Here is a 26,208-nt window from a genome sequence, read left to right as displayed (position 1 = left end):
AAGTCAGCTGCAGGACCGAATCAACGCACTGTGAACCGCGAAGACCCGGTTTACCCTGGTGCAATGATGCTCCCTGATCCCGCCGCACACGGCATGACCTTCAACGGGCAGCCCTTCGACATCGAACCGTTGCCACGGATCATCGACGGGGATGTGTGGACGGAACTCGCCGCCGGGGTGGAGCAGCGCGCCCGTGCCCTCGACCGGTTCCTCGCCGACGTCTACGGTGCGTCCTCCCCGGAGGACGCGGAGATCGTCCGGGCAGGACGCATGGACGCCGCGGTGATCCGCCGTGCACCCGGCTACACCGGACTAGGCCACCGGGTGCCCGGGGGAACTGTCCGGGCCCGGGTCACCGGTGCTGACCTTGTGTGCTCCGGTTCCGGGCGCGATATCTCAGACTGGCGGGTGCTGGAGGACAACCTCCGCATGCCCTCGGGTCTGACCTTCGCCCTGGCTGCGCGGCAGATGACGGAGGAGCATCACCCGGAACTCATCGAGGCGATGGGGGACCGGCTGGTGCCGGTGACCGGTGCCCTGGAGATGCTGTGTTCGGAGCTGCGGGACCGGGATGCGTCCGACCACGCTGTGCTGCTCACCGCGGGTGAGGACGATCCGTCCTGGGACGAGCAGCGCATCATCGCCGAGGCGGGCCATTTCGCACCGCGGACCTGTGACCAGCTGGAGGTCGTGGAGGACGCGATCGAGGACGGGAAGTCGGTGCTGTGGGACCGAGTCGATGACCGGCAGGTCGACACGGTCTACCTGCGGGTGGTGGAGTCCTGCCTCGCCGATGGCGTACCCGGCATCGGTGACGCACTCGCCGCCGGGACGGTCAGCATCGCCAATGCACCGGGCAACGGACTGGCCGACGACAAGGCCGTCTACGTCTCCGTACCGGAGATGGTGCGGTTCTACCTGGGGGAGCAGCCGGTCCTGCAGCAGGTCAGGACATGGCTGTGCGCCGATCCCCGGCAACGCCTGGCCGTCCTCGACCGGCTCGACGAACTGGTCGTCAAGCCCGTCGACGGATACGGCGGCTCGGGGATCACCGTCGGACCGGAGTGCACCCGCGCCCAGCTGACGCAGCGTCGGTCGGAGGTCCTCGCCGACCCGGCGTCCTTCATCGCCCAGGAGAAGGTCGACCTGTCCACCCTGCCCGCCCTAGACGGTACCGACCGGCACGTCGACCTCCGGATATTCAGTCTCATGGACACCACGGGGACGACAACGGTGCCGGTGGGGCTGACCCGTGTGGCACCGGCCGGGTCGATGATCGTGAACTCCTCGCGCGGCGGCGGGGGGCGGGACACCTGGATCGTCTACCGGTAGCCTGCAGTCGTGAGACACACTACCGCCCCGGACATCGCCCCCGACGGATCCGCGCTCGCCTTCATCCTGCGCGATGACGCCGATCCGGACGGTCTACCGGTGGCGATGCAGGCCCCACTGGTCAACGGGGTCCTGGGGGACGCCCGGCGGATCGACATCCCGACGTCCGGACCCGCGGTGGCGGTGCGGTACTCCCCGCACGCCCACTGGCTCGCCGTGGAGGTCGCCCCGTCCGGCACCGAGCGCACCGAGATCTGGCTGGTCTCCACCGACCCCGACGATGACTCGGCCGTGCCGCTGCGCGACGACACCGACGCCAAGACCTCCCTGGTCGAGTGGGACGCTGGCCACCTCGCGGTGGACGCCGTGCGCGGCGACGGACTGGCGGAAGGGCGCCTCGTCAGCCCGGTCGACGGGTCCGTGCAGATCATCGACCGTCGCGTGGACGGTAAACTCGTCGCCGCGAACGCTGGCCACGCGCTGATGCGGGTCGGACCCCGGGCGAACCGGGAACTGCTGCTCATCGGCCCGGACGGGTCGTGGCGTCCTCTGCTGCCGCCGCAGCCCGGGGCCACCACCGACGCCGGGCTGATCCTGCCGCCGCGTGAGGACGGTGAACCGGTGATGCTGGTGTGCTCGGACCACCACAGTGACCGGCGCCGGGTGCTCCGCGTCCACGCGAAGAACGGGGTGATGCGTGACCGCGAGCTCATCCACTACCGCGAGGCCGACGTCGACGAGTTCTGCATCAGCCGCTCCGAGGAGGTCGGGGCGGTGCTCTGGAACCTCTCGGGACGCTCCGCGCTGGAGGTGCTGCGGCTCGACCCCGACCAGCGGGTCACCGCGCGCCGGGAGGTGACGCTGCCCGGGATGGTGGCGCACGGGCTGCGGATCACCGACGACGGCGCCTCACTGGTGTGCACCGTGGAGAGCCCGGACGCCGCGCCGACGGTGTACCTGGTCGACACCCGCAACAGCAGGATGACACCGGTCACCGGTGCCGCTGTCGAGGAGGATGTCCGTCCGCTCGGTGAACCGGAACTGCTGCGCTACAGCGCCCATGACGGGGTGGAACTGTCGGGATGGCTGTACCGGGCGGTGGGTTCCGACGGTGTGCCGGTGACCGGCCCGGCCCCGATGCTGCTGCACTTCCACGGCGGGCCGGAGGGGCAGTCCCGCCCCGAGCACCATGACGTGCTGCGTGCCGTGATCGAGGCCGGGGTCTCGGTGTTCACGCCGAACGTGCGCGGCTCCTCCGGGGACGGCCGGGCCTTCCAGCACGCCGACAACCGCTACGGGAGGTTCGCCGGGATCAGGGACCTCGAGGATTCGGCGTCCTTCCTGGTGGACGCCGGCCTGGCCGACCGGTCGCGGCTGGCGGTCTCCGGCCGGTCCTACGGCGGCTACCTGGTGAACGTGGCGGTGACGTGGTTCCCGGAGCTGTTCCGGGCGGCGGTGTGCGCCTGCGGGATGAGTGACCTGGAGACCTTCTACCGGGACACCGAGCCGTGGATCGCCTCGGCGGCGTTCCCGAAGTACGGATACCCGATCCAGGACGGGGAGCTGCTGAAGGCGGTGTCTCCGCTGGTCAGGCTGTCGGGAATGCCTGCGACGGGGGTCGGGGCGGCGTCCACCCCGGTGCTGTTCATCCACGGGCTGCACGACACGAATGTGCCGCCGAGCGAGTACCTGCAGATGAGTGCGGCGCTGGCGGAGCGGGGTGTGCCGACCGCGGCCCTGGAGCTGGAGGACGAGGGACACGTCTTCGTCCGGCCGGTGAACAGGCAGCGTATCGCCGAGGCGATGGTCGAGTGGCTGGGCGCGCACGGGGTGGCCTGATCGTCAGGGGTGGTGCGGGGACCGGGAGGGGAGCAGGGGGGGGAACTACGTCTACCCAGGAAGTGTGTCATGTACACCCGCACCAGGAACCTGACCGTCGCCCTTGCCGCAGGCGCACTTGCGGCACCACTGATCCTGTCCGGATGCTCGTCGGACAGTTCGGAGGACGCCGACTCCTCCACCTCGGCCACAGCGACCGTGACTGAAACCGTCGTTCCCGGTGGGGACGGTGGTGGAACAGACAACGGTGGTGGGGACACCGGTGGCGGTGCCGACACCGGTGGAGGTTCCGGCGACGGCACCCCGGCACCCGGAGCGGGCGTCAACACCGACGGCCTCGACCCCGCCTACATCAACGCCGACAGCGTCCGCGCCTGGGCGACCGACATCGCCGCCGGTGACACCGCCGGGATGACCGGCAAGTGCTGGACGATGCCGGCCGGCTACGTTGAATCGAATTACACGGGGGCCGCCGACCGTATCGTCGAGGCCTTGGCCACCGCGCCGATCCAGGCCCAGGACGGATACGTCTGGGGTGCTGACTCGGTCACCGAGGTCCGGGTGCCGTGGGCCGAGGGGGAGTCCGACTACGCCTGCCCGAAGGTGGACCTCGACGGGGACAACATCCCGCCTGACTCCGTCGTTCTGTGGACTGCGCAGCGTTTCCTCCTGCGCGAGCAGGGTAGTCCGGTCAATCCGGCGGACACCGGGGACGCCTATCCGCTGCGCTGCGCCTATTCCCAGAACCCGGTGGAACCGGGCGTGGTGGAGGATGCGGACCCGGAGGCCCTGGCGATCGTCACCCACGACCGGGACCACGGTAAGTGGTACCTGACCACCACCGGGGCCAGGGTCGACATGAGCGTCGAGAACGGTCGGGTCTGTGTGGCGGGTGTCGAACCGGCCTGACCGGTCGGGAACCGCGTCCGGCCCCGGTGGTTAACTGGTCCCCATGACCGACCCTGCTGTGCCCGCCTCAGCCACCGCCCTCGCCCGCCGGTTCGCCGACTTCATCGCCGCGTCCCCGTCCAGCTACCACGCGGCCGCCGAGGTCGCCCGACGCCTGGCGGACGCCGGCTACGTCCGCGAGGACGAGCGGATGCCATGGGGAGCAGATGCCGTGAGCCCCGGTGGCCACTACATCGTCCGGGGCGGGGCAGTCATCGCCTGGGACGTGCCCGCGCAGGTTGACCCGACGACCAGGGGTTTCCGCATCGTCGGCTCCCACACCGACTCGCCGGGCCTGAAGCTCAAGCCGCTCGGTGACCTCCCGGGGACGGCCGGCTGGAAGCAGGCGGCCGTCGAGATCTACGGTGGGGCGATTCTGGCGTCCTGGCTGGACCGGGAGCTGCGCCTGGCCGGGCGCGTCGTGCTCACCGACGGCACCGAGAAGCTCGTCGCCACCGGGCCTGTCCTGCGCGTCCCGCACCTGGCGATCCACCTCGACCGCAACGTCAACGCAGACCTGACGCTCGACCGTCAGATGCACATGCAGCCGGTCTTCGCGGTAGGGGAGGATGCCCCCACCATCCTCGACGTGGTGGCACGGGCCACAAGTGTTGACCCCGACGACATCGTCGCCCACGACCTCATCACCGTCGACGCCCAGCACGGCGAGATCTTCGGTGCGCAGGAGGACTTCCTCGCCGCCGGGCGGATGGACAACCTCTCCAGTGTGTTCACCTCACTCGAGGCGCTGCTCGCGGCGTCCGGGAACGGGAAGGACATCCGCGTCCTCGCCGCTTTCGACCACGAGGAGATCGGGTCGGCCACCACCTCAGGCGCGGCAGGTCCGGTGCTGGAGGATGTGCTCGTGCGTGTGGCGTCCTCCCTCGGGGCGGATGCCTCGGCAACCCGCGCGATGTACGCGCGGTCGGCCTGCGTCTCCGCGGATGCCGCGCACAGCGTCCACCCGAACTTCGCGGGCAAACACGACGGCGTGAACCGACCGGTGATGAACGCCGGCCCGGTGCTCAAGGTCAACGCCAACCAGCGCTACGCCACCGACGCCGTCACCGCTGCCGCCTGGCGCCGCGCCTGCGCGACCGCCGGTGTGCCGGACCAGGTCTTCGCCGGCAACAACGACGTCCCCTGCGGCTCCACCATCGGGCCGATCACCGCGACCCGCCTCGGCATTCCCACCGTCGACGTGGGCATCCCGTTGTTGTCCATGCACTCCGCCCGGGAGATGGCCGGTGTGAAGGACATCGCCTGGTTCACCGACGCGCTGAAGGCCTGGTGGGAACTGTGAGCGACGCTGTGAATCCCTTCTGCCACGTCCTCTTCGATCAACCCGTCATCCCGGGCAACACCGGCAACACCATCCGCCAGTGCGCGGGGACGGGAGCTGCCCTGCACCTCGCCGGGCCGCTCGGCTTCAACTTCGATGACAGACACCTGAAGCGGGCCGGACTGGACTACCACGACCTGGCGTCCGTCACCCTGCACGAGAACCGGGACGCCGCTCTGGCGGAACTCGCTGACAAGGGTGGCCACCGCGTCTTCGCCTTCACCGCCCACGCGGACACCTGGTTCACAGACATCACCTACGAACCCGGTGACGTCCTCCTCTTCGGCACCGAGCCCACCGGGCTGGAGCAGCAGGCACTGGACGACCCGCGCGTCACGCAGCATGTCCGCATCCCGATGCTGCCCGGTCGACGCAGTATGAACCTCGCGAACGCCGCCGCCGTCGCCACGTACGAGGCCTGGCGCCAGGCGGGTTTCCCGGGTGCGGTCTAGGGCGCGATAAGGTAGACCGCGTGACTGCGATGAAGCTGGACGGAAAACTGTACCAAGGTGAGATCTTCGAGGACCTCGCACAGCGGGTGGCCGCGCTCAAGGCGAAGGGGATCACCCCGGGCCTGGCGACCGTGCTCGTCGGCGACGACCCCGCCTCCCACTCCTACGTGAAGATGAAGCACAGGGACTGCGAGAAGATCGGCGTGACCAGCATCCGTAAGGATCTGCCGGCGACCGTCACCCAGGAAGAGCTCAACGCCGTCATCGACGAGCTCAACGCCGATCCGGCCTGCACCGGCTACATCGTCCAGCTTCCGCTGCCGAAGCACCTCAACGAGAACGAGGTCCTGGAGCGCATCGACCCCGCCAAGGACGCCGACGGTCTGCACCCGGTGAACCTCGGCAAGCTCGTGCTCAATGAGCCCGCCCCGCTTCCCTGCACCCCCAACGGCGCGATCAGCATGCTCCGCCGCTTCGGCATCGAGATCAACGGTGCGAAGGCCGTCGTCATCGGCCGCGGTGTGACCGTGGGTCGCCCGATCGGTCTGATGCTCACCCGCCGCTCCGAGAACGCCACCACCGTCCTGTGCCACACCGGCACGAAGGACCTGGCCAAGGAGACCCGCGACGCCGACATCATCATCGCTGCCGCCGGTAAGGCCCACATGCTCACCGCCGACATGGTCAAGCCTGGTGCCGCCGTGCTGGACGTGGGAGTGTCCCGCGTCGACGGCAAGCTCGCCGGCGACGTCCACCCCGACGTCTGGGAGGTCGCCGGTGCGGTGGCCCCGAACCCGGGCGGTGTGGGCCCGCTGACCCGCGCCTTCCTGGTCAGCAACGTCGTCGAGCGCGCCGAGCGCCTCGCCGCCGAGGCGTAGCCGGCAACTGCCGGAGCACATTCATGGCCACTGAGGGAGACCGCGCGGATCTGGTTCCGCTGACCGACGAGGAGCGGCGTGCGCTGCTGGCGAACCCGCATGACGTGAACCAGCCCGCGTCCCGGGTCACCCGGAATCTGCAGATGCTCTCGGTCATCTTCTTCCTCGTGGCGATCATCGCCGGCGCGGTGCTGATCCTCACCGAGCACTGGCGTCGCGGCACACTCACCGTCGGTGCCGGCATGCTCTGGCTGGGCCTCATCCGCTGGTGGGTGGACTCGAAGATCCTCGGGGTCTTCGCGGTGCGCTCCCGCCGGTTCGACTCCGCCTTCTGCCTCATTGTCGGCGTCCTGCTGCTGGCCACCGCCTGGTCCGTCGACTCCCTGGGGAGCTGAGCGATGGGGGCCGCACGGGACATGCCCGAGATGATGCGCCTGTCAGACGAGCCGCCGACGACGCTGCCCGGCTGGCAGCGCACTTTCGCGCCCGGTGAGCTGACGCTCGGCCTGTCCCCGGTGACACCCGACGGCGACCTGGAGCGTCAGGTCGCGCTCACGCAGGCAGCCGAAGACGCGGGATTCGCCGCGGTGTGGTGCCGCGACATCCCGCTCAATGTGGAGACCTTCGGCGATGTCGGCCAGATCCACGACCCGTTCATGTACCTGACCTGGCTGGCTGCGAAGACGTCGACCATCGCCCTGGGGACGGCGGCGGTGGTGCTGTCGCTGGCGCACCCGCTGCTGCTGGCGAAACGCTCGGCCGGACTGGACCGGCTCAGTGGCGGACGGTTCCTCATGGGCGTGGCCTCCGGCGACCGCCCGGAGGAGTTCGCCGCCTTTGGGATGGACAAAGACACGCGGGGCGAGGATTTCCGGGAGAACCTGTCGGTGCTCCGCAAGGCGTGGACCTCCCGGATGCGACCGGTGAAGTGGTCGCGCGGACGTATGGGTGGTGCGGAGGTCGTGCCGAAGCCCACCGCGGCCGGCGTCCCGGTGCTGGCGGTGGGGTCCTGCCTGCAGACCACCGAGTTCAATACCGCGCACACCGACGGCTGGCTGACGTACCACCGCAACCTGCACGACCAGAAGGTCATGGTCGACAGGTGGCGGGCGTCCTGCGAGGAGCAGGGGGCCGGGTTCCGGCCGGTGGGGGAGTCGCTGTGGATCGACCTGGCGGAGGACCCCGACTACCCGGCGGAGGGACGCGACTTCGGGTTCCGGCTGGGGCGCAATGCGCTGCTGGAACTGCTGCATTCGCAGCAGGACCTGGGCCTGAACCACATCATGATCAGCCTGCGTCACGGCAACCGCCCGGTGGAGGACGCCCTCGCGGAGCTCGCCGAGTACGTCGTTCCGGAGTTTCCCGCATTGAGGTAGTCACCTCACCTTGTCAAGAGCTTTATTCATGCCTGTCCGATGATGCGGCGTGGGCACTGATGCGCGGATAACGTTCCGTCCTGTTGTAGACAGATCAGTCTGTCTGAGTATCTACAGGAGGATGCATGAAGACAGGAGCAGTGCTCGCCGCGACCGGTGTCGTCGCCCTCGGCGTCATCTTCGCCCTGCCCGGTGGCACCACCGATGACCCGGACGGCACCGATGTCTCCTCCGGCGACCACCGGGTGAACCTTGTCGCGTACTCGGTGCCCAAGCCCGGCTTCGAAGCCGTCATCGACGGCTACCGGCAGACCGAGGCGGGGGAGGACACCGGATTCGCCGAGTCCTACGGTGCCTCGGGCGACCAGTCTCGCAAGGTCGCCCGGCACGTCCCCGCCGACCTGGTGAATTTCTCCCTCGAGCCGGACATCACCCGGCTGGTGAAGGAAGGCCTCGTCGACGAGGACTGGAAGAAGAACATCCCCGACGATGAATCGGAGCGCTCCGTGCCCTTCGGCTCCGTCGTCTCCTTCGTCACCCGCGCCGGCAACCCGGAGAACCTGGAGAACTGGGACGACCTGCTCGCCCCCGGGATTGAGATCATCACGCCCAATCCGGCGTCCTCCGGCTCGGCGAAGTGGAACCTGCTCGCGCCCTATGCGGGCTGGTACTTCCAGGCACTTGACAGCGGGAAGGATGCCGAGGACGCCCACACCGAGGCGCTCGAGAAGGTCACTGAGCTGGTCCACGGCCACATCCACGTCCGGCCCAAGTCCGGCCGTGAGGCCACCAGTGCCTTCGAACAGGGTCAGGGTGATGTGCTGCTGTCCTACGAGAACGAGGCGATCCTGCTGGCCCGCGACGGTGACGACATCAGCTACCTCAACCCCGCCGACACCTTCCGCATCGAGAACCCGGTCGCCGTCGTGACCGGTGACGAGGTCGGCGACGACGATGCCGCCACCGACTTCCGTGACTACCTCTTCAGTGAGGACGCCGAGACCCGCTGGGCCTCCCAGGGCTTCCGCCCCGGATCCGACCTGTTCAACAAGTCCGGCGAGACACCCGTCATCGATGCCCTGCCCGCAGACCAGCGCGACGCCTTCCGGCCCACAGAGAACGTGTGGACCATCGACGACCTCGCCGAGCAGTTCACGGACCTGTTCCCGGAACTGGCCGGTGGTAGGGACGGCACAGAGGCAAAGTCCGGCTGGGCACTGGTGGACGCCGTCCTCTTCGGTACGGACGGCGCCATCACGAAGATCTACGGAGGAGACGAATGAGAACCTCGAAGCTCAGTATGGGCACCGCCGTCCTCTGGCTGTCCCTCATCGTCCTGCTGCCGTTGGCGGCGCTGGCCACCCAGGCCTTCGAAGGTGGCGTCCCCGAGTTCTGGGATGCGGTGACCACCTCCGGGGCACTCGACGCGCTGCGGGTGACGGTGATCGTCTCCGCCGTGGTCGGCGTGATCAGTGCCGTCACCGGAACACTCGTCGCCTGGGTGCTGGTCCGCGACGACTTCCCCGGCAAGAAGATCGTGGACGCGCTGATCGACCTGCCGTTCGCCCTGCCGACAATCGTGGCGTCCCTGGTGCTGCTGAGCCTCTACGGTCCGGACAGTCCCTTCCACATCACCCTCAATGCGACGCAACCGGCACTGGTCATCGCGCTGGCCTTCGTCTGCCTGCCTTTCGTCGTCCGGGCGGTCCAGCCGGTGCTCATCGAGCTCGACGGTGATGTCGAGGAGGCCGCGGCGTCCCTCGGTGCGAACAACGCCACGATCTTCCGGCGGATCATCCTGCCGGCCCTCATCCCCGCAATCCTCTCCGGTACGGGCCTGGCCTTCGCCCGGGCCCTCGGCGAGTTCGGGTCCGTGGTGCTCATCGGCGGGAACATCCCCGGCGAGACGCAGGTCGCGTCCCAGTACATCCAGGAGCAGATCGAGTCCGATGTGCCGCAGGCAGCGGCGGCGGTCTCGGTGGTCCTCCTGGCCATCACCTTCCTCGTCCTGCTGGTCCTCCGCATCGTCGGTGAGGGTCGGTCCCGAAAGGAGCAGCGCGCATGACGCTCTCACGTCGCACAGTACTGACACTGCGCATCCTCGCCCTGGTGTGGATCGGCGTCCTCGTCGTCCTGCCGGTCGGCACCATCCTGTGGCGTGCCCTGTCGCCCGGTCTGCCCCAGTTCTGGGAGTGGATCACCACGCCGGCCGCGATCTCGGCCCTGAAGACCTCCCTGCTCATCGTGGTGATCGTCGTGCCGCTCAACGTGGTCTTCGGCATCGTCGTCTCCCTCGGGCTTGTCCGTGGACGCTTCCCGGGCAAGAACATCGTCCAGGCCATCGTCGACCTGCCGTTCTCGGTCTCGCCGGTGATCGTCGGTGTGTCCCTGATCCTGCTGTGGGGTCACGGCGGCTGGTTCGGCGGCATCGAGTCCACCGGATTCCAGATCATCTTCGGACTCCCCGGCATGGTGCTGGCGACGATCTTCGTCACCCTGCCGTTCATCGTCCGGGAGGTGGAACCGGTGCTCCACGAGATCGGGACCGACCAGGAGCAGGCAGCGTCCACCCTGGGGGCGAACCGGTGGCAGACCTTCCGTCGGATCACCCTGCCCTCGATCCGCTGGGGCCTCTCCTACGGCATCGCCCTGACCGTCGCCCGGTCGCTCGGCGAGTTCGGTGCGGTGATCATGGTCGCCTCCGGGTTCTCCGGCGGTGGGCAGACGCTCACCCTCCTCGTCCACTCCCGCTACATCGACGACCACAACGTCTACGGCGCCTACGCCGCGGCGACACTGCTCATGCTCGTCGCCGTCATCGTCCTCGTCATCATGACCGCACTCCAGAAGAAGCAGGTAGCGAAATGACCATCTCCGTCTCCCATGCCGTGAAGACCTACGGCGACTTCCACGCCCTCGACGATGTCTCCATCGACATTCCGGAGGGATCGCTGACCGCTCTGCTGGGTCCCTCGGGGTCCGGCAAGTCCACGCTGCTGCGCACCATTGCAGGCCTGGAACAGCCGGACTCGGGGTCCGTCATCATCGACGACCGCGACGTCACCGGACTGTCACCGCAGGACCGCGGGATCGGCTTCGTCTTCCAGCACTACGCCGCCTTCAAGCACATGACGGTGCGCGACAATGTCGCCTTCGGTCTGACGGTGCGCAAGCGTCCGAAGTCCGAAATCGACAAGCGGGTCGATGAACTCCTCGAGATCGTCGGTCTGGCCGGTTACCAGACCCGCTATCCAGGGCAGCTCTCCGGCGGCCAGCGTCAGCGCATGGCGTTGGCGAGGGCGCTTGCCCCGAACCCGGGCGTCCTGCTGCTGGACGAGCCGTTCGGTGCGCTGGACGCGAAGGTCCGCGAGGACCTGCGGACCTGGTTGCGTCATATGCACGAGGAGTTCACGGTGACGACCGTGCTGGTGACCCACGACCAGGAGGAGGCGCTGGATGTCGCCGACCGGATCGCGGTGCTCTCGGAAGGACGCATCGAGCAGATCGGCGAGCCGGCCGAGCTCTATGACCGGCCGGAAACCCCCTTCGTCCAGGCGTTCCTGGGCCATGTCACCGAACTGGACGGACGCACGGTGCGTCCCCACGACATCCGCCTCGGTCGCACCCGCGACCTTGCGGTGCCGGGCAACGAGGTACCGGCGACGGCGGTGCGTGAGGCGGTGGTGGAGCGCGTCGCCCACCTCGGCTTCGAGGTGCGCGTCGAGTTGAAGGACGCCACGACAGGCGCACCGTTCACCGCGCAGATCACCAGGGGCGACGCGAACGCACTCGGGTTGGGCGATTCGACGGTGGGGGAGATCGTCTACGCCCGGGCCACTGAGCTGGAGTAGGGATCGAGGTGCGGCGGTCAGGTCCTGATTCCGGCACCCGCTCACCGTGAGCCGACCGGTTACCGGCCCCGGATCCCCGGAGTAGACAGAGCGGTACAGAATACTTCCGTCCACGAACCGGAGATGCTCCATGACCACCGCCACTTCCCCCACCCCCGATCCTCGACCAGACACCCGTTCCCGTCGCCGCCGACATCACCGGGCTCATCGGGAACACCCCGCTCATCGACCTCACCGCCTATGCCACCGCCCGCGGCGGCCGGGCCCGGGTCCTCGGCAAGGTCGAGGCTTTCAACCCCCTCTTCAGCGTCAAGGACCGCATCGCCGCCGCCCTCATCCGGCAGGGTGAGGAGAGCGGCGCGCTGAAGCCGGGGAGTCTCATCGTCGATGTCACCGGTGGCAACACCGGCGTCGCCCTCGCCGGGATCGCCGCCGACCGCGGCTACCGTACGAAGTTCTACCAGGGGGACACGACCAGCCCCACCAAGCGCAGGATCCTCGAGGCGCTCGGCTCGGAGATCATCCCCACCGACAACTCCATCTTCCTCGACCCCGAGGGTCGCGAGAAGCTCGTGGAGACGATCAAGGCCGAGAACCCGGACTCATACTTCACCGACCAGCTCGGCAACCCCGTCAACCGCGCCACCCACTACGAGACCACCGGCCCGGAGATCTGGCGGGACACCCACGGAGAGGCCGACGTCCTCGTCGGCGGGGTCGGCACCGGCGGCACCGTCTCCGGTGCCGGACGCTTCCTCAAGGACCGGCGGGCCGACGTGAAGGTTGTCGTCGCCGAACCGGGCGAGACCTCCCTGCCCACCTAGGAGAAGCTCAACCCGGACGCCGAGATCGGCGGCGTCCACAAGGTCGCGGGTCTGGAGGATGAGCAGCTCCCGCCGAACTACGACCTCACCATCGCCTACGAGATCGTCCCTGTCGAGGCGGCGGACGCATGGGCCACCGCCCGCGCCGTGTTCCGTGGGACCGGCCTGCTCGTCGGGGCGTCCGCCGGGGCGTCCCTCACCGTCGCCGCGGAACTCGACGCCCGCCCGGAGTATGAGGGCGCGACGATCGTCGCAGTCCTGCCTGATGCCGGGAAGCGCTACCTCTCCGCCGGCGTCTTCGATGATCCGGACGCCTGATCAGCCTTCCCTGCCTTCTCTGCCTTCCCTGCCTTCTCTGCCTTCCCTGTCTTCCAGCACCCGCCCGATCCGCTGCACCGTCTCGGTGAGGACCGTGGCGGGTGTCGCATGATTGACGCGGAACCCGCCACGGAAGTCCTTTCCACACCTGCGACCGTCGGTCCCGGCCACGCCCGCCTCCGACTGCGGGAGACTCTGCACGCTTCCCCGTATCCCGTAGTCCCGTAGATCGAGGAAGTCCAGGTAGGTGCCCTGGGGCGGGATGAACTGCACGCGGGACAGATTCCCGGACACCAGGTCGACCAGCAGGTCGCGGTGACCCTGGAGATGGGTGACCAGGGCACCCAGCCAGTCGCGTCCGTCGTCGTAGGCGGCGATCGTCGCCTCCACGCCGAGATGGCCGACGGCGTGTCCCGTCCGCGTCCCGACGCGGCGCCACGTCGGGGCGTCCTCCGCGGAGAATACGGTCTGTGATCAGGTCAGCCCCGGGATGTTCCAGCCCTTGGAGGCGGAGGTCGCCGTCACGGTGTGCGCCGCCGCCGTCTCCGACAGGGAAGCGTAGGGCACATGACGCCGACGGTCGTAGATGAGCGGGGCGTGGACCTCGTCGGCCCAGACCCGGCCGCCGTACCGGTCGACGATCCCGACGAGCGGCTCCAGCTGATCACGGGTGAACACGGTGCCTGTGGGGTTCACCGGGTTGACGAGGATCAGCAGGGACGCGCCGTTGCGGAAGGCGTCCCGATCCGCCCGTGGTCGAGGGTCCATGTGCTCCTTTCGTCGACTGTGCCCGGCAGCATCGGCATCTCGATGATCTCCCGGCCGTGGTCGCGTAGCAGGTGGAAGAACGGCATATAGGTCGGCGTGGGGACGATGACCGGGGCCGGCCGGGAGAAGTGCTCCAGGGTGACCTCCAGCGAACTCAACACCTCCGGGAGGACGCCGACCTGCGCCGGGTCGACCTCCCATCCGTAGCGGTCGGTCAGAAACCGCGTGGTGGACTCCGCCAGGTCCAGATTGCGGGCCACCGTCGTGTACCCGAGGTCGAGATTGTCGACGCGGGACCGGACGGCGTCGAGGACGGCGGGGGCGGTGCCGAAGTCACTCTCGGCGACGAAGGTACCGATGCAGTCGGGGAAGGTGGTCCACTTGGAGCAGCCCCGGGCGCGGAGGTCGTCGACGGTGAGTGCCTCGGTGGCGGCGAAGGACCGGGCGAACGGGCCGGTGTCGGTGTCCATGGAGCCAGCGTAGGGGGCGGGACGGGCCGTGGCCGAGGGTACGGCTCACCGCGCATGCAGGAAACCCGCCGCAGTGATCCGGAGATCAACTGCGACGGGTTCCGACTGTGTCCGGAGGGGGACTTGAACCCCCACGTCCGTTAATAGGACACTAGCACCTCAAGCTAGCGCGTCTGCCATTCCGCCACCCGGACATGGATAGCTGTTCAGCACCGAGAACCAGGGTTCCTGTTCTGAAGACTCGCATATATTAGCGCGGTCAGGGAAAGAATCGCAACTCTGTGATGCGCCGCAGGTGGGAGGTGCCCCAGGGGCACCCGGACCCCTACCGCTGGGCCAGTAGCTCGGCTTTGGTCAGGAACTTCTCCAGGATCACCGTCATCTGGCGGGTCTCCGTGAGGAAGCCGTCGTGGCCGGTGGGGGAGGTGATCTTCGACAGGCCGATGAAGTCACCGAGGTTGCGGGAGAGGTGTTCCTGCTGGTGGTAGGGGTAGAGGATGTCCGTGTCCACGCCGGCGACCATCGTCGGCACCTGCGAGGTCCCCAGCACGTGGTTCAGCCCGCCGCGTCCCCGCGAGATGTCGTGGCGGTTCAGCGCGTCGGTGAGGATCACGTAGGAACCCGGGTCGAAGCGCTCCACGAGCTTCTCGGCCTGCCGGTCCAGGTAGCTCTCCACGGAGAACCGCTGGTCCCGCGACCAGTAGGGTCCGTAAGGGTCCTCATTCTTCTGCGGGTCGGTGCCGAACCGCTCGTCGATCTCCAGCTCGCCACGGTAGGTGAGGTGGGCGATGCGCCGGGCCTGGCCGAGTCCGGCGACCGGGGCATGTCTGGTGCCGTGGTAGTCCCCGGCGTGCCAGAACGGGTCACCGGTGATGAAGCGGATCTGTGCGGACTGCATCCCGATCTGCCAGGCGGAGGCCCTGGCGGACACGGCGATCGGCAGGGCCGCCTCGACATGCTCCGGGTACATGAACGTCCACTCCAGCACCCGCGCGCCCCCCATGGACGCGCCGACCACGCCGCGGATCTGGTCGATCCCCAGCACATCGACGATGAGCTGCTTCTCGGCCTGGACCAGGTCACGGATTGACAGGGCAGGGAACCTCGACCCCCAGAAACCGCCGTCGGGATGCTCGGAGGCGGGACCGGTGGATCCCTGGCAGCCGCCGAGACAGTTCGCACAGAGGACGAGGTACTGCGTGGTGTCCAGTGCCAGGCCGGGGCCGATGATGCCGGTCCACCAGTCTGCGGCGTCCCCGTCGCCGGTCAGGGCGTGCTCGATGAGCACCACGGGGCGGGACGCGGCGTCCTGCGCGGATCCCTCGTAGAAGGCGAACAGCCGGAGCGAGGCACCGGGCAGGTCGACCCCGGCCTCGGTCCTGAAGTCGCCGATCGGCAGTGTCGTCGAGTCGTACGGGGCAGGGAGGAGGGCGGGGTCGAGGCTCACGGTGTCAGCCTATGCCAGCGCGTCGAGGCCGAGCTGGAGGTCGGCGAGGATGTCGTCGATGTTCTCGATGCCGACGGACAGGCGGACGGTGGCGCGGTTGATGCCGGCGCGGGTCAGGCCGTGCTGGTCGGACTGCGAGTGGGTGGTGGTCGCCGGGTGGACGACCAGGGAGCGGACGTCGCCGATGTTGGCGAGGTTGGAGTGCAGCTTCAGGGCGTCGATGAAGGTCCAGGCCTTCGTCTGTGCCTCATCGGACCAGGCGTCGTCGACGGCGAGGTCGAAGGAGAGCACCGAACCGGTGTACTCGATGCCCAGCTTCTCCTTCACCGCGTACCACGGGGAGGACGGCAGGCCGGCGTAGTTCACCTTCGCGACGAGCGGGGACGCGTCGAGGAACTCGGCGACCTTCTTGGCGTTCTCGTTGTGCTTCTCGACGCGCAGGGCGAGGGTGTCGAGACCCTGGATGGTGACCCAGGCGTTGAAGGGGGAGAGGGTGGCGCCGGTGTCGCGGAGCAGACCCACGCGGGCCTTGAGGCCGAAGGCGGGAGCGCCCAGGTCGGCGTACTTCAGGCCGTGGTAGGCGGGGTCCGGGGTGACGAAGCCCGGGAAGACCGGCTTGCCGTCCTTCTCGACGGTCCAGTCGAACTTACCGCCGTCGACGAGGATGCCGCCGAGGCCGGAGCCGTTACCGGTGTAGAACTTCGTCAGGGACGCCACGACGATGTCGGCACCGAGCTCGATCGGGCGGACCAGGGCGGCGGTGGCGACGGTGTTGTCGACGATCAGCGGCACGTTGTTCTTGTGTGCCAGCTCGGCGAGGGCCGGGATGTCGAGAACGTCGGCCTGCGGGTTGGCGAAGGTCTCGCCGTAGAAAGCCTTGGTGTTCGGCTGGACGGCGTCCTGCCAGGCGTCGAGGTTGTCGGCGTCCTCGACGAAGGTGACCTCGATGCCGAGGCGGGCGAGGGTGACGGAGAAGAGGGTCTCGGTGCCGCCGTAGAGGCGGGCGGAGGTGACGATGTGGTCGCCGGCGCCGGCGAGGTTGAGGATCGTGGCGGTCTCTGCGGCCTGGCCGGACGCGAAGGCCACGGCGTGGACGCCGCCCTCGAGCGAGTTGATCCGGTTCTCGAGGACTTCCTGGGTCGGGTTGGTCAGGCGGCCGTAGACCGGGCCCAGGTCCTCGAGGGCGAACCGCTGCTTAGCGTGTTCGGCGGAGTTGAAGACGTAGGACGCCGAGAGGTAGATCGGCTGGTTACGGGCGCCGGTGTCGGAATCGACGTTCTGACCGGCGTGGACGGCACGGGAGGCGAAACCCCAGTCGTCGACGTTGCTGTTGTCGTATTTCGTTGCCATGTGGTGTCCCTTCGGTGAGGATCATGTCGTCGTGCGATGCTTTGCTGAACAGGACGTTAGACCACACGAGGTCAGACAGCAAACAGCTCGGTCTACTTTTCTGTGTATCTACAGGTCAGCGGCGTGTAGGAGGTAGACTGAGCTGTCCATACGACAAACCCCGGACCCTGTCGAAATGACAGAGTTCCGGGGTGGCCGGAGGGACGCGGTCTAGCGGGCGGCGAGCCCGTCGATGACGGCGTTGAAGGTCTGCGACGGGCGCATGACCTTGGTGGTCTTCTCGTCGTTCGGCCAGTAGTAGCCGCCGAGGTCGACGGGTTCACCCTGGCCGCCGCGCATCTCGACCTTGATGGTCTCGAACTTCTCCTCGAGCTCGTCGGCGACCGGGGCGAAGATCTCGGCCAGGGCCGGATCCTCGGTCTGCTCGGCCAGGTTCCGGGCCCAGTAGGCGGCGAGGTAGTAGTGGCTGCCGCGGTTGTCGATCTCACCGATCTTGCGGGCCGGGGACTTGTCCTCGTTGAGGATCTTCTCCGTGGCCTTGTCCAGGGCGTCCGCCAGGACCGGGGTGCGCGGGTTGTTGTCCGTCTCGGCCAGCTTGCGCAGGGACTCGGCCAGGGCGAGGAACTCACCCAGGGAATCCCAGCGGAGGTAGTCCTCCTCGATGAGCTGCTGGACGTGCTTAGGGGCGGATCCGCCGGCACCGGTCTCGAAGAGTCCGCCACCCGCGATCAGCGGGACGATGGACAGCATCTTGGCGCTGGTGCCCAGTTCCATGATCGGGAAGAGGTCGGTGAGGTAGTCACGCAGCACGTTGCCGGAGACGGAGATGGTGTTCTCGCCGGCGCGGATGCGGTCGATCGAGACCTGGCAGGCCTCCTCCGGGGAGAGGATGCGGATGTCCAGGCCCTCGGTGGAACCGACGAGGTCGGCGTCCTTCAGGCACTCCTCGACCTTGGTGATGATGTTGCGGTCGTGGGCGCGGGTGGCGTCCAGCCAGAAGATGGCCGGCCAACCGGTGGAGCGGGCGCGGTTGACGGCCAGCTTCACCCAGTCACGGACCGGGATGTCCTTGGCCTGGCAGGCGCGCCAGATGTCGCCGGTGGCGACGGTGTGGGACATGAGCACCTCACCGGCGGCGTTGACGACCTCGACGGTGCCGTCGGAGGGGATCTTGAAGGTCTTGTCGTGGGAGCCGTACTCCTCGGCCTTCTGCGCCATGAGGCCCACGTTCGGGACGGTGCCCATGGTGGTGGGGTCGAAGGCGCCGTTCTTGCGGCAGTCGTCAATGACAACCTGGTAGACACCGGCGTAGGAGGAGTCCGGCAGGACCGCGAGGGCGTCCTGTTCCTGGTTGTCCTTGTTCCACATGTGACCGGAGGTCCGGATCATGGCCGGCATGGAGGCGTCGACGATGACGTCGGAGGGGACGTGCAGGTTGGTGATGCCCTTGTCGGAGTTCACCATGGCGATCGACGGGCCCTCGGCGAAGCCCTTGTCGAAGGCGGCGCGGATCTCTGCGGCCAGCTTCTGGTCCTCGAACTCGTCGAGACCGGAGAGGATCGCGGCGAGGCCGTTCTCCCCGTTGAGACCGCGGGAGAGCAGCTCGTCGCCGTACTGCGCGAAGACGTCCGCGAAGTAGGCGCGGACGACGTGGCCGAAGATGATCGGGTCGGAGACCTTCATCATGGTGGCCTTGAGGTGCGCGGAGAAGAGGATGCCCTCCTCCTTGGCGCGGGCGACCTGGGCGGCGAGGAAGCCGTCGAGGGCGGCGGCGTGCAGCACGGTCGCGTCAACGATCTCCTTGTCGAGGACGGGCAGGGACTCCTTGAGGACGGTGACGGTGCCGTCGGCGGCGACGAGGCGGATCTGCAGGGTGTCGTCCCCGTCGATGATCACGGACTTCTCGTTGTGCCGGAAGTCGCCCTCGGTCATGGTCGCGACGTTGGTCCTGGAGTCCTTGTCCCAGGCACCCATGGTGTGCGGGTGCTTGCGGGCGAAGTTCTTCACGGCCTGCGGGGCACGGCGGTCCGAGTTGCCCTCGCGCAGGACCGGGTTGACGGCGGAACCCTTGACGGAGTCGTAGCGGGCGCGGGCGTCCTTCTCCTCGTCGGTGGCGGGCTCGTCCGGGAAGTTCGGGAGAGCGTAGCCGTCGGCCTGCAGCTCGGCGATGGCCGCCTTGAGCTGGGGGACGGAGGCCGAGATATTCGGCAGTTTGATGATGTTCGCATCCGGGGTCTTCGTGATCTCGCCGAGCTCTGCGAGGGCGTCGTCCACCCGCTGCTCCGCCGGGAGCAGATCGTCGAAGGCGGCGAGGATACGTGCAGCGAGGGAGATGTCGCGGGTCTCAACCTCGACGCCGGCGGTACCGGCGAAAGCCTCGATGACGGGCAGCAGAGAGTAGGTCGCAAGGAGCGGAGCCTCGTCGGTGCGCGTATAGATGATTTTGGCCATGGGCAGGTACTCCCTTGTGTTCAATTGCGGTGGGCTGTCAACCGATCGGATGCTCAGTTAATACCCGGTGTATTCGCATGTCATTCGGTGGCGATCGATGTCGCCGGAATCCACGGGACCTATGATACGGCAAAGTAATGGGCGCCACTCTGTCCGGGGGAGGTAGAAGTGCAGTGATGTTCGCATAACTGTCGTGCAGGTCACAGTGGGCAGCGGCGGTGCCGGGGCATTCTGACTGACACGTCACACAGGTCCTGCGTGGGCTTGCGCTATGAGTCCGGACGTGGTCGCATAGGTGCTTCCCCGAGGCCTCAATGTTCGCAGGATGAACCCGTGTAGCCCGGATGCCGTCACCGCCGAATCCCGACCTCGTCTTCTCCGCTCTCACAAGGTGATGAATAAATGCTTGATTCTTTCCTGTCATCCACCGACTCCACCACCACTGCCGAGCCCCGCCGCCGACTACTCCGTGCGCCCCGCGTCCCGCACCCGCACCGCACGCCGCTGCCGCGGCAGACCGAGATGGGACGCCGCCGCCGGCCGATCGCCATGCTCGCCCTGGCCCTCGGTGGCTTCGGCATCGGCACCACCGAGTTCGTCTCGATGGGCCTGCTGAGCTACATCGCCGACGACTTCGGCATCACCGAAGCCCAGGCCGGCCACGTCGTCACCGCCTACGCCATGGGCGTGGTCGTCGGCGCCCCGCTGATCACCACACTCACCGGACGCATCCCCCGCCGACGGCTGATCATCATCCTCATGGTGGCCTTCACCCTCGGCAACGGGCTGAGCATGTTCGCCCACTCCTACGGGCTGCTCATGGTCGCCCGGTTCATCGCCGGCTTCCCGCACGGCGCCTACTTCGCCGTCGCCAACCTCATCGCCGCCTCGATGGCCGAACCCGGCAGACGGGGTCAGGCCATCGCCCGGATCTCGTTGGGCCTGGCCACCGCGACAGTGATCGGCGTTCCGGCGGCACAGTGGATCGGTTCAGTGCTGGGCTGGTCCGCGGCGTACGGTGTCGTCGCCGTGATCGGCCTGGCCACCCTGACCGGACTGTGGATATCCATGCCGCACATGACGCTCATGCCGATCACCCGCCCCAGCACCGAGGCGGGAGCCCTGGTGAACCCGCAGGTCTGGCTGACACTGCTGTCCGGGGCGATCGGCTTCGGCGGCATGTTCTGCGTCTACACCTACATCTCCTGGACGATGACGGAACGTGCGGACTACCCCGAGAACATGATGTGGTTCGTGCTCATGGTCTACGGCATCGGCATGGTCATCGGGAACACGCTCGGCGGACGCCTCGCCGACCGCAACATCCCCCGATCCATCGTCGGCGCCTTCCTGATCATGGTGGTCATGCTCATCGGTTTCTACTTCGCCAGTACCGTCGCCCCGCTGGCGATCCTCATGTTCGGCCTGGTCTCCGTCGGCGGCGGCATCCTCGTCATCGTCATGCAGACCCGGTTCATGGATGTCGCAGGTAAGGCCCAGAACCTCGCCGCGGCGATGAACCAGTCGGCGTTCAACATCGCCAACGCCTCCGGTGCCGCCATCGGTGGCGCGGTCATCAGTGCGGGGTACTCCTACTCGGCGCCTGCGCTGGCCGGAGCGGGGCTGGCACTGGCCGGTCTCGCGATCTTCATTCCGACCCACCTGCTCTACCGGAGGCAGCTGGCACGGGAGGTACCTGCCGCCGGTTAGGGTGGTGCGCATGAGCCTCACCGTCGCCACCGTCAACGTCAACGGGATCCGCGCCGCCGCGAAGCAGCGCAATGAACTGAACCACGGCATCCTCCCCTGGTTGGACGCCACCCCGGCGGACATCGTCCTGCTGCAGGAGGTCCGCGCCACCCCGGAACAGACCGAGGCGACACTCGCCCCGGCACTGGCGTCCGGCTGGCATCTGGCGCAGGCCGAGGCCGCGGCGAAGGGTCGCGCCGGCGTCGCGGTCCTCTCCCGCGCACGGATCGACGACGTACAGGTCGGGTTCGGTGAGCTGCCCGGAGCCGAGGAGTTCGGGGACGCCGGGCGCTGGATCGAGGCGAAGACCGCCGGCATCACCGTGGCGAGCGTCTACCTGCCCTCCGGTGCGGAGAACACCGCCAGGCAGGACGAGAAGTACCGCTTCCTCGACGTCCTCGGCCCCTACCTCGCCAACCGTGCCGCGAGCGGGGAGGAGATGGTCGTCGGCGGTGACTGGAACATCTGCCACCGCCGTGCCGACCTGAAGAACTGGCGTCCCAACCGGAAGAAGTCCGGCTTCCTGCCCGACGAGCGCGCGTTCATGGACTCTCTGCTGGGCACCTTCCCGGACGCGTCGACGCAGGTGGGGGACGCCACTGACGCGGGACGTAACGGCAACCCCGCCGGTGGGGTAGGGGACTTCTTCGGAGCAGTGGACTACACACCGGGACGGGTGGCCCAGGCCCGGGTGGCCGGCGGTGCACCCGGTGACCCGCAGTGGTTCGACGTGCTGCGTCAGCTGCACGCCGATGAGGAGGAGGGGCCGTACTCCTGGTGGACCTGGCGGGGCAAGGCCTTCGACACCGGTGCCGGCTGGCGTATCGACTACCAGATCGCCTCCCGTCCGCTGTTCGAGCGCGCCGTCGCGGCCTGGGTGGACAAGGCTCCCGACTACGACCTGCGGTGGAGCGACCACTCCCCGGTGCTGGTGGAGTACAACTAGGCGGAATCCGCCCGCAGCGTCCTCCTGATGGTTAGGGTTGCCTGCATGAATAACTCAGCAACCCTGGCGGGCAAGACCATCCTCATGAGCGGCGGGAGCCGCGGTATCGGCCTGGCGATCGCGCTGCGGGCGGCCCGCGACGGCGCGAATGTCGCGATCCTCGCGAAGACCGACACTCCGCACCCCAAGCTCGAGGGCACCATCCACACGGCGGCCGCCGAGATCGAGGAGGCCGGAGGCAGGGCGCTGCCGATCCACGGTGACGTCCGCAGTGACGGGGACATCGCCCGCGCTGTCGCCACGACCGTCGAGACCTTCGGCGGGATCGACGCGGTGGTCAACAACGCCAGCGTCATCGACCTCTCCCGGTCGCTGGACCTGGCGGAGAAGAAGTACGACCTCATGCAGGACGTCAACGTCCGTGGGACCTTCATGCTCTCCCGGGCAGCCGTGCCGTACCTGAAGCAGGCGGAGAACCCCCACATCATCTCCCTGTCCCCGCCGCTGAATGTCACCCCGCAGTGGCTCGGCGCGCACACCGGCTACACCGTGGCGAAGTACGGGATGACGATGGCCACCCTGGGCCTGGCCGCGGAGTTCGCCGACGACGGCATCGCCGCCAATGCGCTGTGGCCGGCCACCACGGTGGCCACCGCCGCCGTGAAGTACGCCCTCGGCGGTGACGCGATGATGCGTGTCTCCCGCACCCCGGACATCGCCGCGGACTCCGCCCACGCGCTGCTCACCACCGACTCCCGGGAGATCACCGGGCAGTCGCTGATCATGGAGGAACTGCTCGCCGAGCGCGGCGTCACCGATCTGTCGGGCTACGCCGCGGTCCCGGGGACGCCGGACGCCGAGCTGCACCGGGACATCTTTCTCGACTGACGCCACTGAACAACGGCAACGCGTCCGGTGCCGACCGTGGCGACGATGACGTGCAGACACAACAGCACCAGAAGTGCGGTGCTCACTCCATCGGCCCAGCCAAGGCCGGTCACACCGGTGAGGGTGTGCGTGCCCAGCGCACAGGTGCCGACGGGGAAGGTGGCGGCCCACCAGGAGGGGTTGGGGGAGGGCCGGTGGCGCAGGTGGCACAGCGCACCCCAGTGGTTGACGATCGCCCAGGCCCCGGCGGGGACGCCCAGGCTCAGCATCACCGCGGCACAGGCCACACCGACGGCAGCACTGTCGGTGAGGAGCAGCACGGCGGTGGAACTCTGCCCGACCACTCCGAGGGGAATCCACGCCGTCGCCGCAACCTCCGTGGCTGGACGGCGTCCTTCCGCGCAGTAGACCCGGACGAAGGCGGGCAGTGCAGTCGCCAGCGAGGCGACGAAGCACACCGTGCCGGGGGCCGGGTGTCCGAGCTGGGCGGCATTCGTCGCCGCGACCATTGGTGTGACCAGTGGGAGGACACCGGGGAAGGTCGCAGGGACCTCACCGCGCAGAAAGCGGAGGCACTGGACGAGGAGTACGGCGACGGCGGCGAGCGACCCGATCACCCAGGTCGCGACATGGGCCCCGACCCAGCCGAGGTTGGTGTCCGCGGCGGATCCGAGGGCCAGCAGGCCCATCGTCATCATCGACCAGGCGGGGACGTCATCGAACCGAGGGTTATTCATCGCGCCGAAGAGCAGGATGATGAGGACGCCGGCCGCCAGCGCCGTTACCTCGGTGCCGACGCCGGTGCCGACACGGGCACCGAGAAGGGAGGCGGTGATGGACAGGCCCATGACTGCGCCTCCCCACGCCGCACCGGGGCCGGGCAGGGCGGGGGTCTCGGGTCGTCGCGCCGGGACAGCGGAGGAGGGCGAAGTGGGGAGGTGCATCACGGACATGGGATCCACGCTACCCCGGCAGTGTTCTGACCAGGGATAACGAGTTTCACTGTCGAGGGTACAATGCGCACATGTATCCCAACGTGCCGCCGGTCGACCAGCTCGCCACACTCATTGCCGTCGATGAGCACCGCAGTATCGCCTCGGCGGCCCGCGCTCTCGGATTCAGTCAGCAGACGGTGAGCGCGCGGGTGGCGTCCGCGGAGAAGACCCTGGGGGTGCAGGTCTTCCGCCGCGGTATCGGCGGTTCCGAGCCGACCGAGCGGGGGCGTGCGGTCCTCGATGCCGCCCACGAGTACCTCGACGCGGTGGGGAGTTTCTCCCGTGTCATCGCCGGGGCTGCCCGGCCGGACGCTGCCCGGTCGCTGCCGGTCGCGGTCTCCAACACGGTCGCCGAACTGTACTTCCCGTCCTGGGCCGCCCGCTTCCACAAGCAGAATCCGCAGGTCCGGCTTCTGCTGCGTCCCTGTAACTCCGCGGCGGTGGGGGAGGCGGTCTTCGACGGGGACTGCCCGCTCGGCTTTGTCGAGGGGACGACGGTCAGCCACGGACTGGACTCGGCGGTGGTGGGGGTGGACGACCTCATTCTCGTGGTCCCGGCGTCCCACCCCTGGGCGCAGCGGGATGTGCGGACCGGTCCGGCGGTGACGGCGGCAGAGTTGCGTCGGACGCCGCTGATCATGCGCGAGGCAGGCTCGGGGTCACGCGATGTCGTCGAGGACGTCCTCGGCACGGTCGCCACCCCGGCCGGCGAGTTCGGCTCACTGTCGGCCCAGCGGGCGGCGGTGACGGGAATGGGGGAGCCCACGGTCATCGCGGCGCGTGCGGTCGCCCGCGAGCTCAAGCTGGGCGAACTGGTCCGCGTCCCTGTGCAGGACGCCACGTTCCGTCGTCTGATCCGGGCGGTCTTCCCCCGGCACGGCACCCTGGAGAGGGACGCGGCAGCACTGCTGGACATCGCCCGGGAGGGAGTCGGTGGAGCGGTCGGGCAGTCGATGTAAGGTTGCTGGTCATGAGTGAAATGCAGCGCGTCCTGTCCGGAATCCAGCCCACCGCGGACTCCTACCACCTCGGGAACTACCTAGGAGCGGTCAAGCAGTGGATCGACCTGCAGAACGACTACGACGCCTTCTACTTCATCCCCAACCTGCACGCCATCACCGTGGACCAGGACCCGACCGAGCTGCGCGACCGCACCACCGCCGGCGTCGCCCAGCTGCTGGCGCTGGGGATCGACCCGGAGAGCTCGACGATCTTCGTGCAGTCCCAGGTCCCGCAGCACGCGGAGCTTGCGTGGGTGCTGACCTGCCTCACCGGCTTCGGCGAGGCGTCCCGCATGACGCAGTTCAAGGACAAGTCCTCCAAGCGTGGCGCAGAGCGCACCTCGGCCGGCCTGTTCATGTACCCGATGCTCATGGCGGCGGACATCCTGCTCTACAGCCCGCAGCTCGTGCCGGTGGGTGAGGACCAGCGTCAGCACCTCGAGCTGACCCGCAACCTCGCCGAGCGGTTCAACGCGCGCTTCGGTGAGACCTTCGTGGTGCCGGACGGGTTCATCCCGCAGGGCGCGGCGAAGATCTACGACCTGCAGGAACCGACGGCGAAGATGAGCAAGTCGGGTGAGAACCCGAAGGGCATCGTCAACCTGCTGGACGCGCCGAAGACCTCCGCCAAGCGGATCAGGTCTGCCGTCACGGATAACGACGGTGAGATCCGCTATGACAAGGAGAACAAGCCGGGTGTGTCGAACCTGCTGGTCATCCAGTCGGCGCTGACCGGCCGGTCCATCGACGAGATCGTGGCGGACTACCAGGCGGCCGGTGCGCAGTACGGTGCGCTCAAGGTGGACACCGCTGATGCCCTGGAGGCCTTCACCACGCCTCTGAAGGCGCGCTACGACGAGTACATGGCCGATCCGGCGGAGCTCAGGCGCATCCTCGACCGGGGTGCGGAGAAGGCTGCCGCCGTCGCCGAGCCGCTGGTGGCGAAGGTCTACGAGCGGATGGGGCTGCTGCGGTAAAACGCG

General features: G+C 68.2%; 26 protein-coding genes and 1 tRNA gene. 19 read left to right on the top strand and 8 right to left on the bottom strand.

Features of this window, described 5'->3' with window-relative positions; all coding sequences use genetic code 11:
* The first annotated feature begins 63 nt into the window (after window positions 1–63).
* The 14 genes from CVA01_RS11460 (at window position 64) to CVA01_RS15110 (ending at window position 13,160) form a co-directional block, all read left to right on the top strand.
* Window positions 64–1,332 (top strand): circularly permuted type 2 ATP-grasp protein, encoded by a 1,269-nt coding sequence (locus CVA01_RS11460; protein WP_141330858.1) that lies wholly within the window; start codon window positions 64–66, stop codon window positions 1,330–1,332.
* Window positions 1,333–1,341: 9 nt separating this feature from the next.
* Window positions 1,342–3,171, top strand: a complete 1,830-nt coding sequence (locus tag CVA01_RS11455; RefSeq protein WP_141330856.1) for an alpha/beta hydrolase family protein — start codon at window positions 1,342–1,344, stop codon at window positions 3,169–3,171.
* Between the two features lie 69 nt (window positions 3,172–3,240).
* Entirely contained in the window at window positions 3,241–4,080 is an 840-nt protein-coding gene (locus CVA01_RS11450) for a hypothetical protein (RefSeq protein WP_141330854.1), read from the top strand.
* Between the two features lie 43 nt (window positions 4,081–4,123).
* The gene (locus CVA01_RS11445) at window positions 4,124–5,422 is read left to right on the top strand and encodes a M18 family aminopeptidase (protein ID WP_141330852.1); all 1,299 of its coding nucleotides are present in this window, start codon (window positions 4,124–4,126) and stop codon (window positions 5,420–5,422) included.
* Window positions 5,423–5,430: 8 nt separating this feature from the next.
* Window positions 5,431–5,913, top strand: a complete 483-nt coding sequence (locus CVA01_RS11440; RefSeq protein WP_014010765.1) for a tRNA (cytidine(34)-2'-O)-methyltransferase — start codon at window positions 5,431–5,433, stop codon at window positions 5,911–5,913.
* Between the two features lie 20 nt (window positions 5,914–5,933).
* Complete coding sequence (locus tag CVA01_RS11435; protein ID WP_041630145.1) at window positions 5,934–6,791, top strand: bifunctional methylenetetrahydrofolate dehydrogenase/methenyltetrahydrofolate cyclohydrolase; 858 nt, start codon at window positions 5,934–5,936, stop codon at window positions 6,789–6,791.
* Window positions 6,792–6,814: 23 nt separating this feature from the next.
* Window positions 6,815–7,186 carry a DUF3017 domain-containing protein gene (locus CVA01_RS11430; RefSeq protein WP_014010763.1) on the top strand — a complete coding sequence of 124 codons (372 nt, stop codon included), beginning with the start codon at window positions 6,815–6,817 and terminating at the stop codon, window positions 7,184–7,186.
* A 3-nt stretch (window positions 7,187–7,189) separates the two neighbouring features.
* Entirely contained in the window at window positions 7,190–8,167 is a 978-nt protein-coding gene (locus CVA01_RS11425; protein WP_244938276.1) for a TIGR03571 family LLM class oxidoreductase, read from the top strand.
* A gap of 125 nt (window positions 8,168–8,292) precedes the next feature.
* Window positions 8,293–9,450, top strand: coding sequence for an extracellular solute-binding protein (locus tag CVA01_RS11420; protein ID WP_141330848.1), 1,158 nt, complete (start codon window positions 8,293–8,295; stop codon window positions 9,448–9,450).
* Window positions 9,447–10,232 carry a sulfate ABC transporter permease subunit CysT gene (gene cysT / locus CVA01_RS11415; protein WP_141330846.1) on the top strand — a complete coding sequence of 262 codons (786 nt, stop codon included), beginning with the start codon at window positions 9,447–9,449 and terminating at the stop codon, window positions 10,230–10,232. The genes CVA01_RS11420 and cysT overlap by 4 nt, the downstream gene beginning before the upstream one ends.
* Window positions 10,229–11,035: a sulfate ABC transporter permease gene (locus CVA01_RS11410; RefSeq protein WP_014010759.1), complete on the top strand. Its 807-nt coding sequence runs from the start codon at window positions 10,229–10,231 to the stop codon at window positions 11,033–11,035. Before cysT ends, CVA01_RS11410 begins: the two co-directional genes overlap by 4 nt.
* Window positions 11,032–12,018 carry a sulfate/molybdate ABC transporter ATP-binding protein gene (locus tag CVA01_RS11405; protein WP_141330844.1) on the top strand — a complete coding sequence of 329 codons (987 nt, stop codon included), beginning with the start codon at window positions 11,032–11,034 and terminating at the stop codon, window positions 12,016–12,018. The genes CVA01_RS11410 and CVA01_RS11405 overlap by 4 nt, the downstream gene beginning before the upstream one ends.
* Window positions 12,019–12,176: 158 nt before the next feature.
* Window positions 12,177–12,842: a PLP-dependent cysteine synthase family protein gene (locus tag CVA01_RS15115; protein WP_307723365.1), complete on the top strand. Its 666-nt coding sequence runs from the start codon at window positions 12,177–12,179 to the stop codon at window positions 12,840–12,842.
* 147 nt (window positions 12,843–12,989) lie between these two features.
* Window positions 12,990–13,160 carry a hypothetical protein gene (locus CVA01_RS15110; protein WP_218024581.1) on the top strand — a complete coding sequence of 57 codons (171 nt, stop codon included), beginning with the start codon at window positions 12,990–12,992 and terminating at the stop codon, window positions 13,158–13,160.
* Here CVA01_RS15110 and CVA01_RS15105 read toward each other — a convergent pair whose 3' ends face one another.
* The 7 genes from CVA01_RS15105 to CVA01_RS11375 all read right to left on the bottom strand — a co-directional run bounded on the left by CVA01_RS15105 (window position 13,161) and on the right by CVA01_RS11375 (window position 19,646).
* The gene (locus CVA01_RS15105) at window positions 13,161–13,550 is read right to left on the bottom strand and encodes a beta C-S lyase family protein (protein ID WP_218024580.1); all 390 of its coding nucleotides are present in this window, start codon (window positions 13,548–13,550) and stop codon (window positions 13,161–13,163) included.
* 84 nt (window positions 13,551–13,634) lie between these two features.
* Window positions 13,635–13,928 carry an aminotransferase class I/II-fold pyridoxal phosphate-dependent enzyme gene (locus CVA01_RS15100; RefSeq protein WP_218024579.1) on the bottom strand — a complete coding sequence of 98 codons (294 nt, stop codon included), beginning with the start codon at window positions 13,926–13,928 and terminating at the stop codon, window positions 13,635–13,637.
* Window positions 13,871–14,398, bottom strand: coding sequence for a beta C-S lyase family protein (locus CVA01_RS15095; RefSeq protein WP_218024578.1), 528 nt, complete (start codon window positions 14,396–14,398; stop codon window positions 13,871–13,873). Before CVA01_RS15095 ends, CVA01_RS15100 begins: the two co-directional genes overlap by 58 nt.
* Before the next feature lie 108 nt (window positions 14,399–14,506).
* A tRNA-Leu gene (locus CVA01_RS11390) sits at window positions 14,507–14,592 on the bottom strand.
* A 131-nt stretch (window positions 14,593–14,723) separates the two neighbouring features.
* A complete protein-coding gene (gene metX / locus CVA01_RS11385) occupies window positions 14,724–15,845 on the bottom strand; it encodes a homoserine O-acetyltransferase MetX (RefSeq protein WP_014010756.1) in 1,122 nt (373 codons plus the stop codon).
* A gap of 9 nt (window positions 15,846–15,854) precedes the next feature.
* A complete protein-coding gene (locus CVA01_RS11380) occupies window positions 15,855–17,195 on the bottom strand; it encodes an O-acetylhomoserine/O-acetylserine sulfhydrylase (protein ID WP_141330842.1) in 1,341 nt (446 codons plus the stop codon).
* A gap of 210 nt (window positions 17,196–17,405) precedes the next feature.
* The gene (locus tag CVA01_RS11375; RefSeq protein WP_141330839.1) at window positions 17,406–19,646 is read right to left on the bottom strand and encodes an NADP-dependent isocitrate dehydrogenase; all 2,241 of its coding nucleotides are present in this window, start codon (window positions 19,644–19,646) and stop codon (window positions 17,406–17,408) included.
* Between the two features lie 402 nt (window positions 19,647–20,048).
* On the opposite strand from CVA01_RS11375, the gene CVA01_RS11370 reads away from it, so the two are divergent.
* From CVA01_RS11370 to CVA01_RS11360, 3 genes are read left to right on the top strand one after another with little or no spacing between them, the layout of a single operon-like run.
* Window positions 20,049–21,356: an MFS transporter gene (locus CVA01_RS11370; protein WP_373862679.1), complete on the top strand. Its 1,308-nt coding sequence runs from the start codon at window positions 20,049–20,051 to the stop codon at window positions 21,354–21,356.
* A 10-nt stretch (window positions 21,357–21,366) separates the two neighbouring features.
* The gene (locus CVA01_RS11365; protein ID WP_141330838.1) at window positions 21,367–22,341 is read left to right on the top strand and encodes an exodeoxyribonuclease III; all 975 of its coding nucleotides are present in this window, start codon (window positions 21,367–21,369) and stop codon (window positions 22,339–22,341) included.
* A 45-nt stretch (window positions 22,342–22,386) separates the two neighbouring features.
* Entirely contained in the window at window positions 22,387–23,229 is an 843-nt protein-coding gene (locus tag CVA01_RS11360) for an SDR family oxidoreductase (RefSeq protein WP_141330836.1), read from the top strand.
* Here the strand turns inward: CVA01_RS11360 and CVA01_RS11355 are convergent.
* Window positions 23,169–24,182 carry an SLAC1 family transporter gene (locus CVA01_RS11355; protein WP_073883328.1) on the bottom strand — a complete coding sequence of 338 codons (1,014 nt, stop codon included), beginning with the start codon at window positions 24,180–24,182 and terminating at the stop codon, window positions 23,169–23,171. The genes CVA01_RS11360 and CVA01_RS11355 overlap by 61 nt on opposite strands.
* Window positions 24,183–24,253: 71 nt before the next feature.
* Here CVA01_RS11355 and CVA01_RS11350 point away from each other — a divergent pair, with 71 nt between their 5' ends.
* Together CVA01_RS11350 and trpS are read left to right on the top strand one after the other, a co-directional pair.
* Window positions 24,254–25,183, top strand: coding sequence for a LysR family transcriptional regulator (locus CVA01_RS11350; protein ID WP_073883326.1), 930 nt, complete (start codon window positions 24,254–24,256; stop codon window positions 25,181–25,183).
* 11 nt (window positions 25,184–25,194) lie between these two features.
* Window positions 25,195–26,202: a tryptophan--tRNA ligase gene (gene trpS / locus CVA01_RS11345; protein ID WP_073883322.1), complete on the top strand. Its 1,008-nt coding sequence runs from the start codon at window positions 25,195–25,197 to the stop codon at window positions 26,200–26,202.
* Window positions 26,203–26,208: the final 6 nt, after the last annotated feature.

It is taken from the genome of Corynebacterium variabile (assembly GCF_006539825.1).
In the GTDB taxonomy this organism is placed as follows: domain Bacteria; phylum Actinomycetota; class Actinomycetes; order Mycobacteriales; family Mycobacteriaceae; genus Corynebacterium; species Corynebacterium variabile.
Note: the sequence above shows the minus strand (reverse complement) of the source record. Positions and strands in the feature narration are given on the sequence as shown.

Bases quoted from the DNA above. Each gene is read 5' to 3' on its own strand.
- CVA01_RS11460 (WP_141330858.1), top strand. From the start codon at position 64: ATGATGCTCCCTGATCCCGCCGCACACGGCATGACCTTCAACGGGCAG.
- CVA01_RS11450 (WP_141330854.1), top strand. From the start codon at position 3,241: ATGTACACCCGCACCAGGAACCTGACCGTCGCCCTTGCCGCAGGCGCA.
- CVA01_RS11445 (WP_141330852.1), top strand. From the start codon at position 4,124: ATGACCGACCCTGCTGTGCCCGCCTCAGCCACCGCCCTCGCCCGCCGG.
- CVA01_RS11430 (WP_014010763.1), top strand. From the start codon at position 6,815: ATGGCCACTGAGGGAGACCGCGCGGATCTGGTTCCGCTGACCGACGAG.
- CVA01_RS11425 (WP_244938276.1), top strand. From the start codon at position 7,190: ATGGGGGCCGCACGGGACATGCCCGAGATGATGCGCCTGTCAGACGAG.
- CVA01_RS11420 (WP_141330848.1), top strand. From the start codon at position 8,293: ATGAAGACAGGAGCAGTGCTCGCCGCGACCGGTGTCGTCGCCCTCGGC.
- cysT (WP_141330846.1), top strand. From the start codon at position 9,447: ATGAGAACCTCGAAGCTCAGTATGGGCACCGCCGTCCTCTGGCTGTCC.
- CVA01_RS11410 (WP_014010759.1), top strand. From the start codon at position 10,229: ATGACGCTCTCACGTCGCACAGTACTGACACTGCGCATCCTCGCCCTG.
- CVA01_RS11405 (WP_141330844.1), top strand. From the start codon at position 11,032: ATGACCATCTCCGTCTCCCATGCCGTGAAGACCTACGGCGACTTCCAC.
- CVA01_RS15100 (WP_218024579.1), bottom strand. From the start codon at position 13,928: ATGGACCCTCGACCACGGGCGGATCGGGACGCCTTCCGCAACGGCGCG.
- CVA01_RS15095 (WP_218024578.1), bottom strand. From the start codon at position 14,398: ATGGACACCGACACCGGCCCGTTCGCCCGGTCCTTCGCCGCCACCGAG.
- CVA01_RS11380 (WP_141330842.1), bottom strand. From the start codon at position 17,195: ATGGCAACGAAATACGACAACAGCAACGTCGACGACTGGGGTTTCGCC.
- CVA01_RS11375 (WP_141330839.1), bottom strand. From the start codon at position 19,646: ATGGCCAAAATCATCTATACGCGCACCGACGAGGCTCCGCTCCTTGCG.
- CVA01_RS11370 (WP_373862679.1), top strand. From the start codon at position 20,049: ATGCTTGATTCTTTCCTGTCATCCACCGACTCCACCACCACTGCCGAG.
- CVA01_RS11365 (WP_141330838.1), top strand. From the start codon at position 21,367: ATGAGCCTCACCGTCGCCACCGTCAACGTCAACGGGATCCGCGCCGCC.
- CVA01_RS11360 (WP_141330836.1), top strand. From the start codon at position 22,387: ATGAATAACTCAGCAACCCTGGCGGGCAAGACCATCCTCATGAGCGGC.
- CVA01_RS11355 (WP_073883328.1), bottom strand. From the start codon at position 24,182: ATGTCCGTGATGCACCTCCCCACTTCGCCCTCCTCCGCTGTCCCGGCG.
- CVA01_RS11350 (WP_073883326.1), top strand. From the start codon at position 24,254: ATGTATCCCAACGTGCCGCCGGTCGACCAGCTCGCCACACTCATTGCC.
- trpS (WP_073883322.1), top strand. From the start codon at position 25,195: ATGAGTGAAATGCAGCGCGTCCTGTCCGGAATCCAGCCCACCGCGGAC.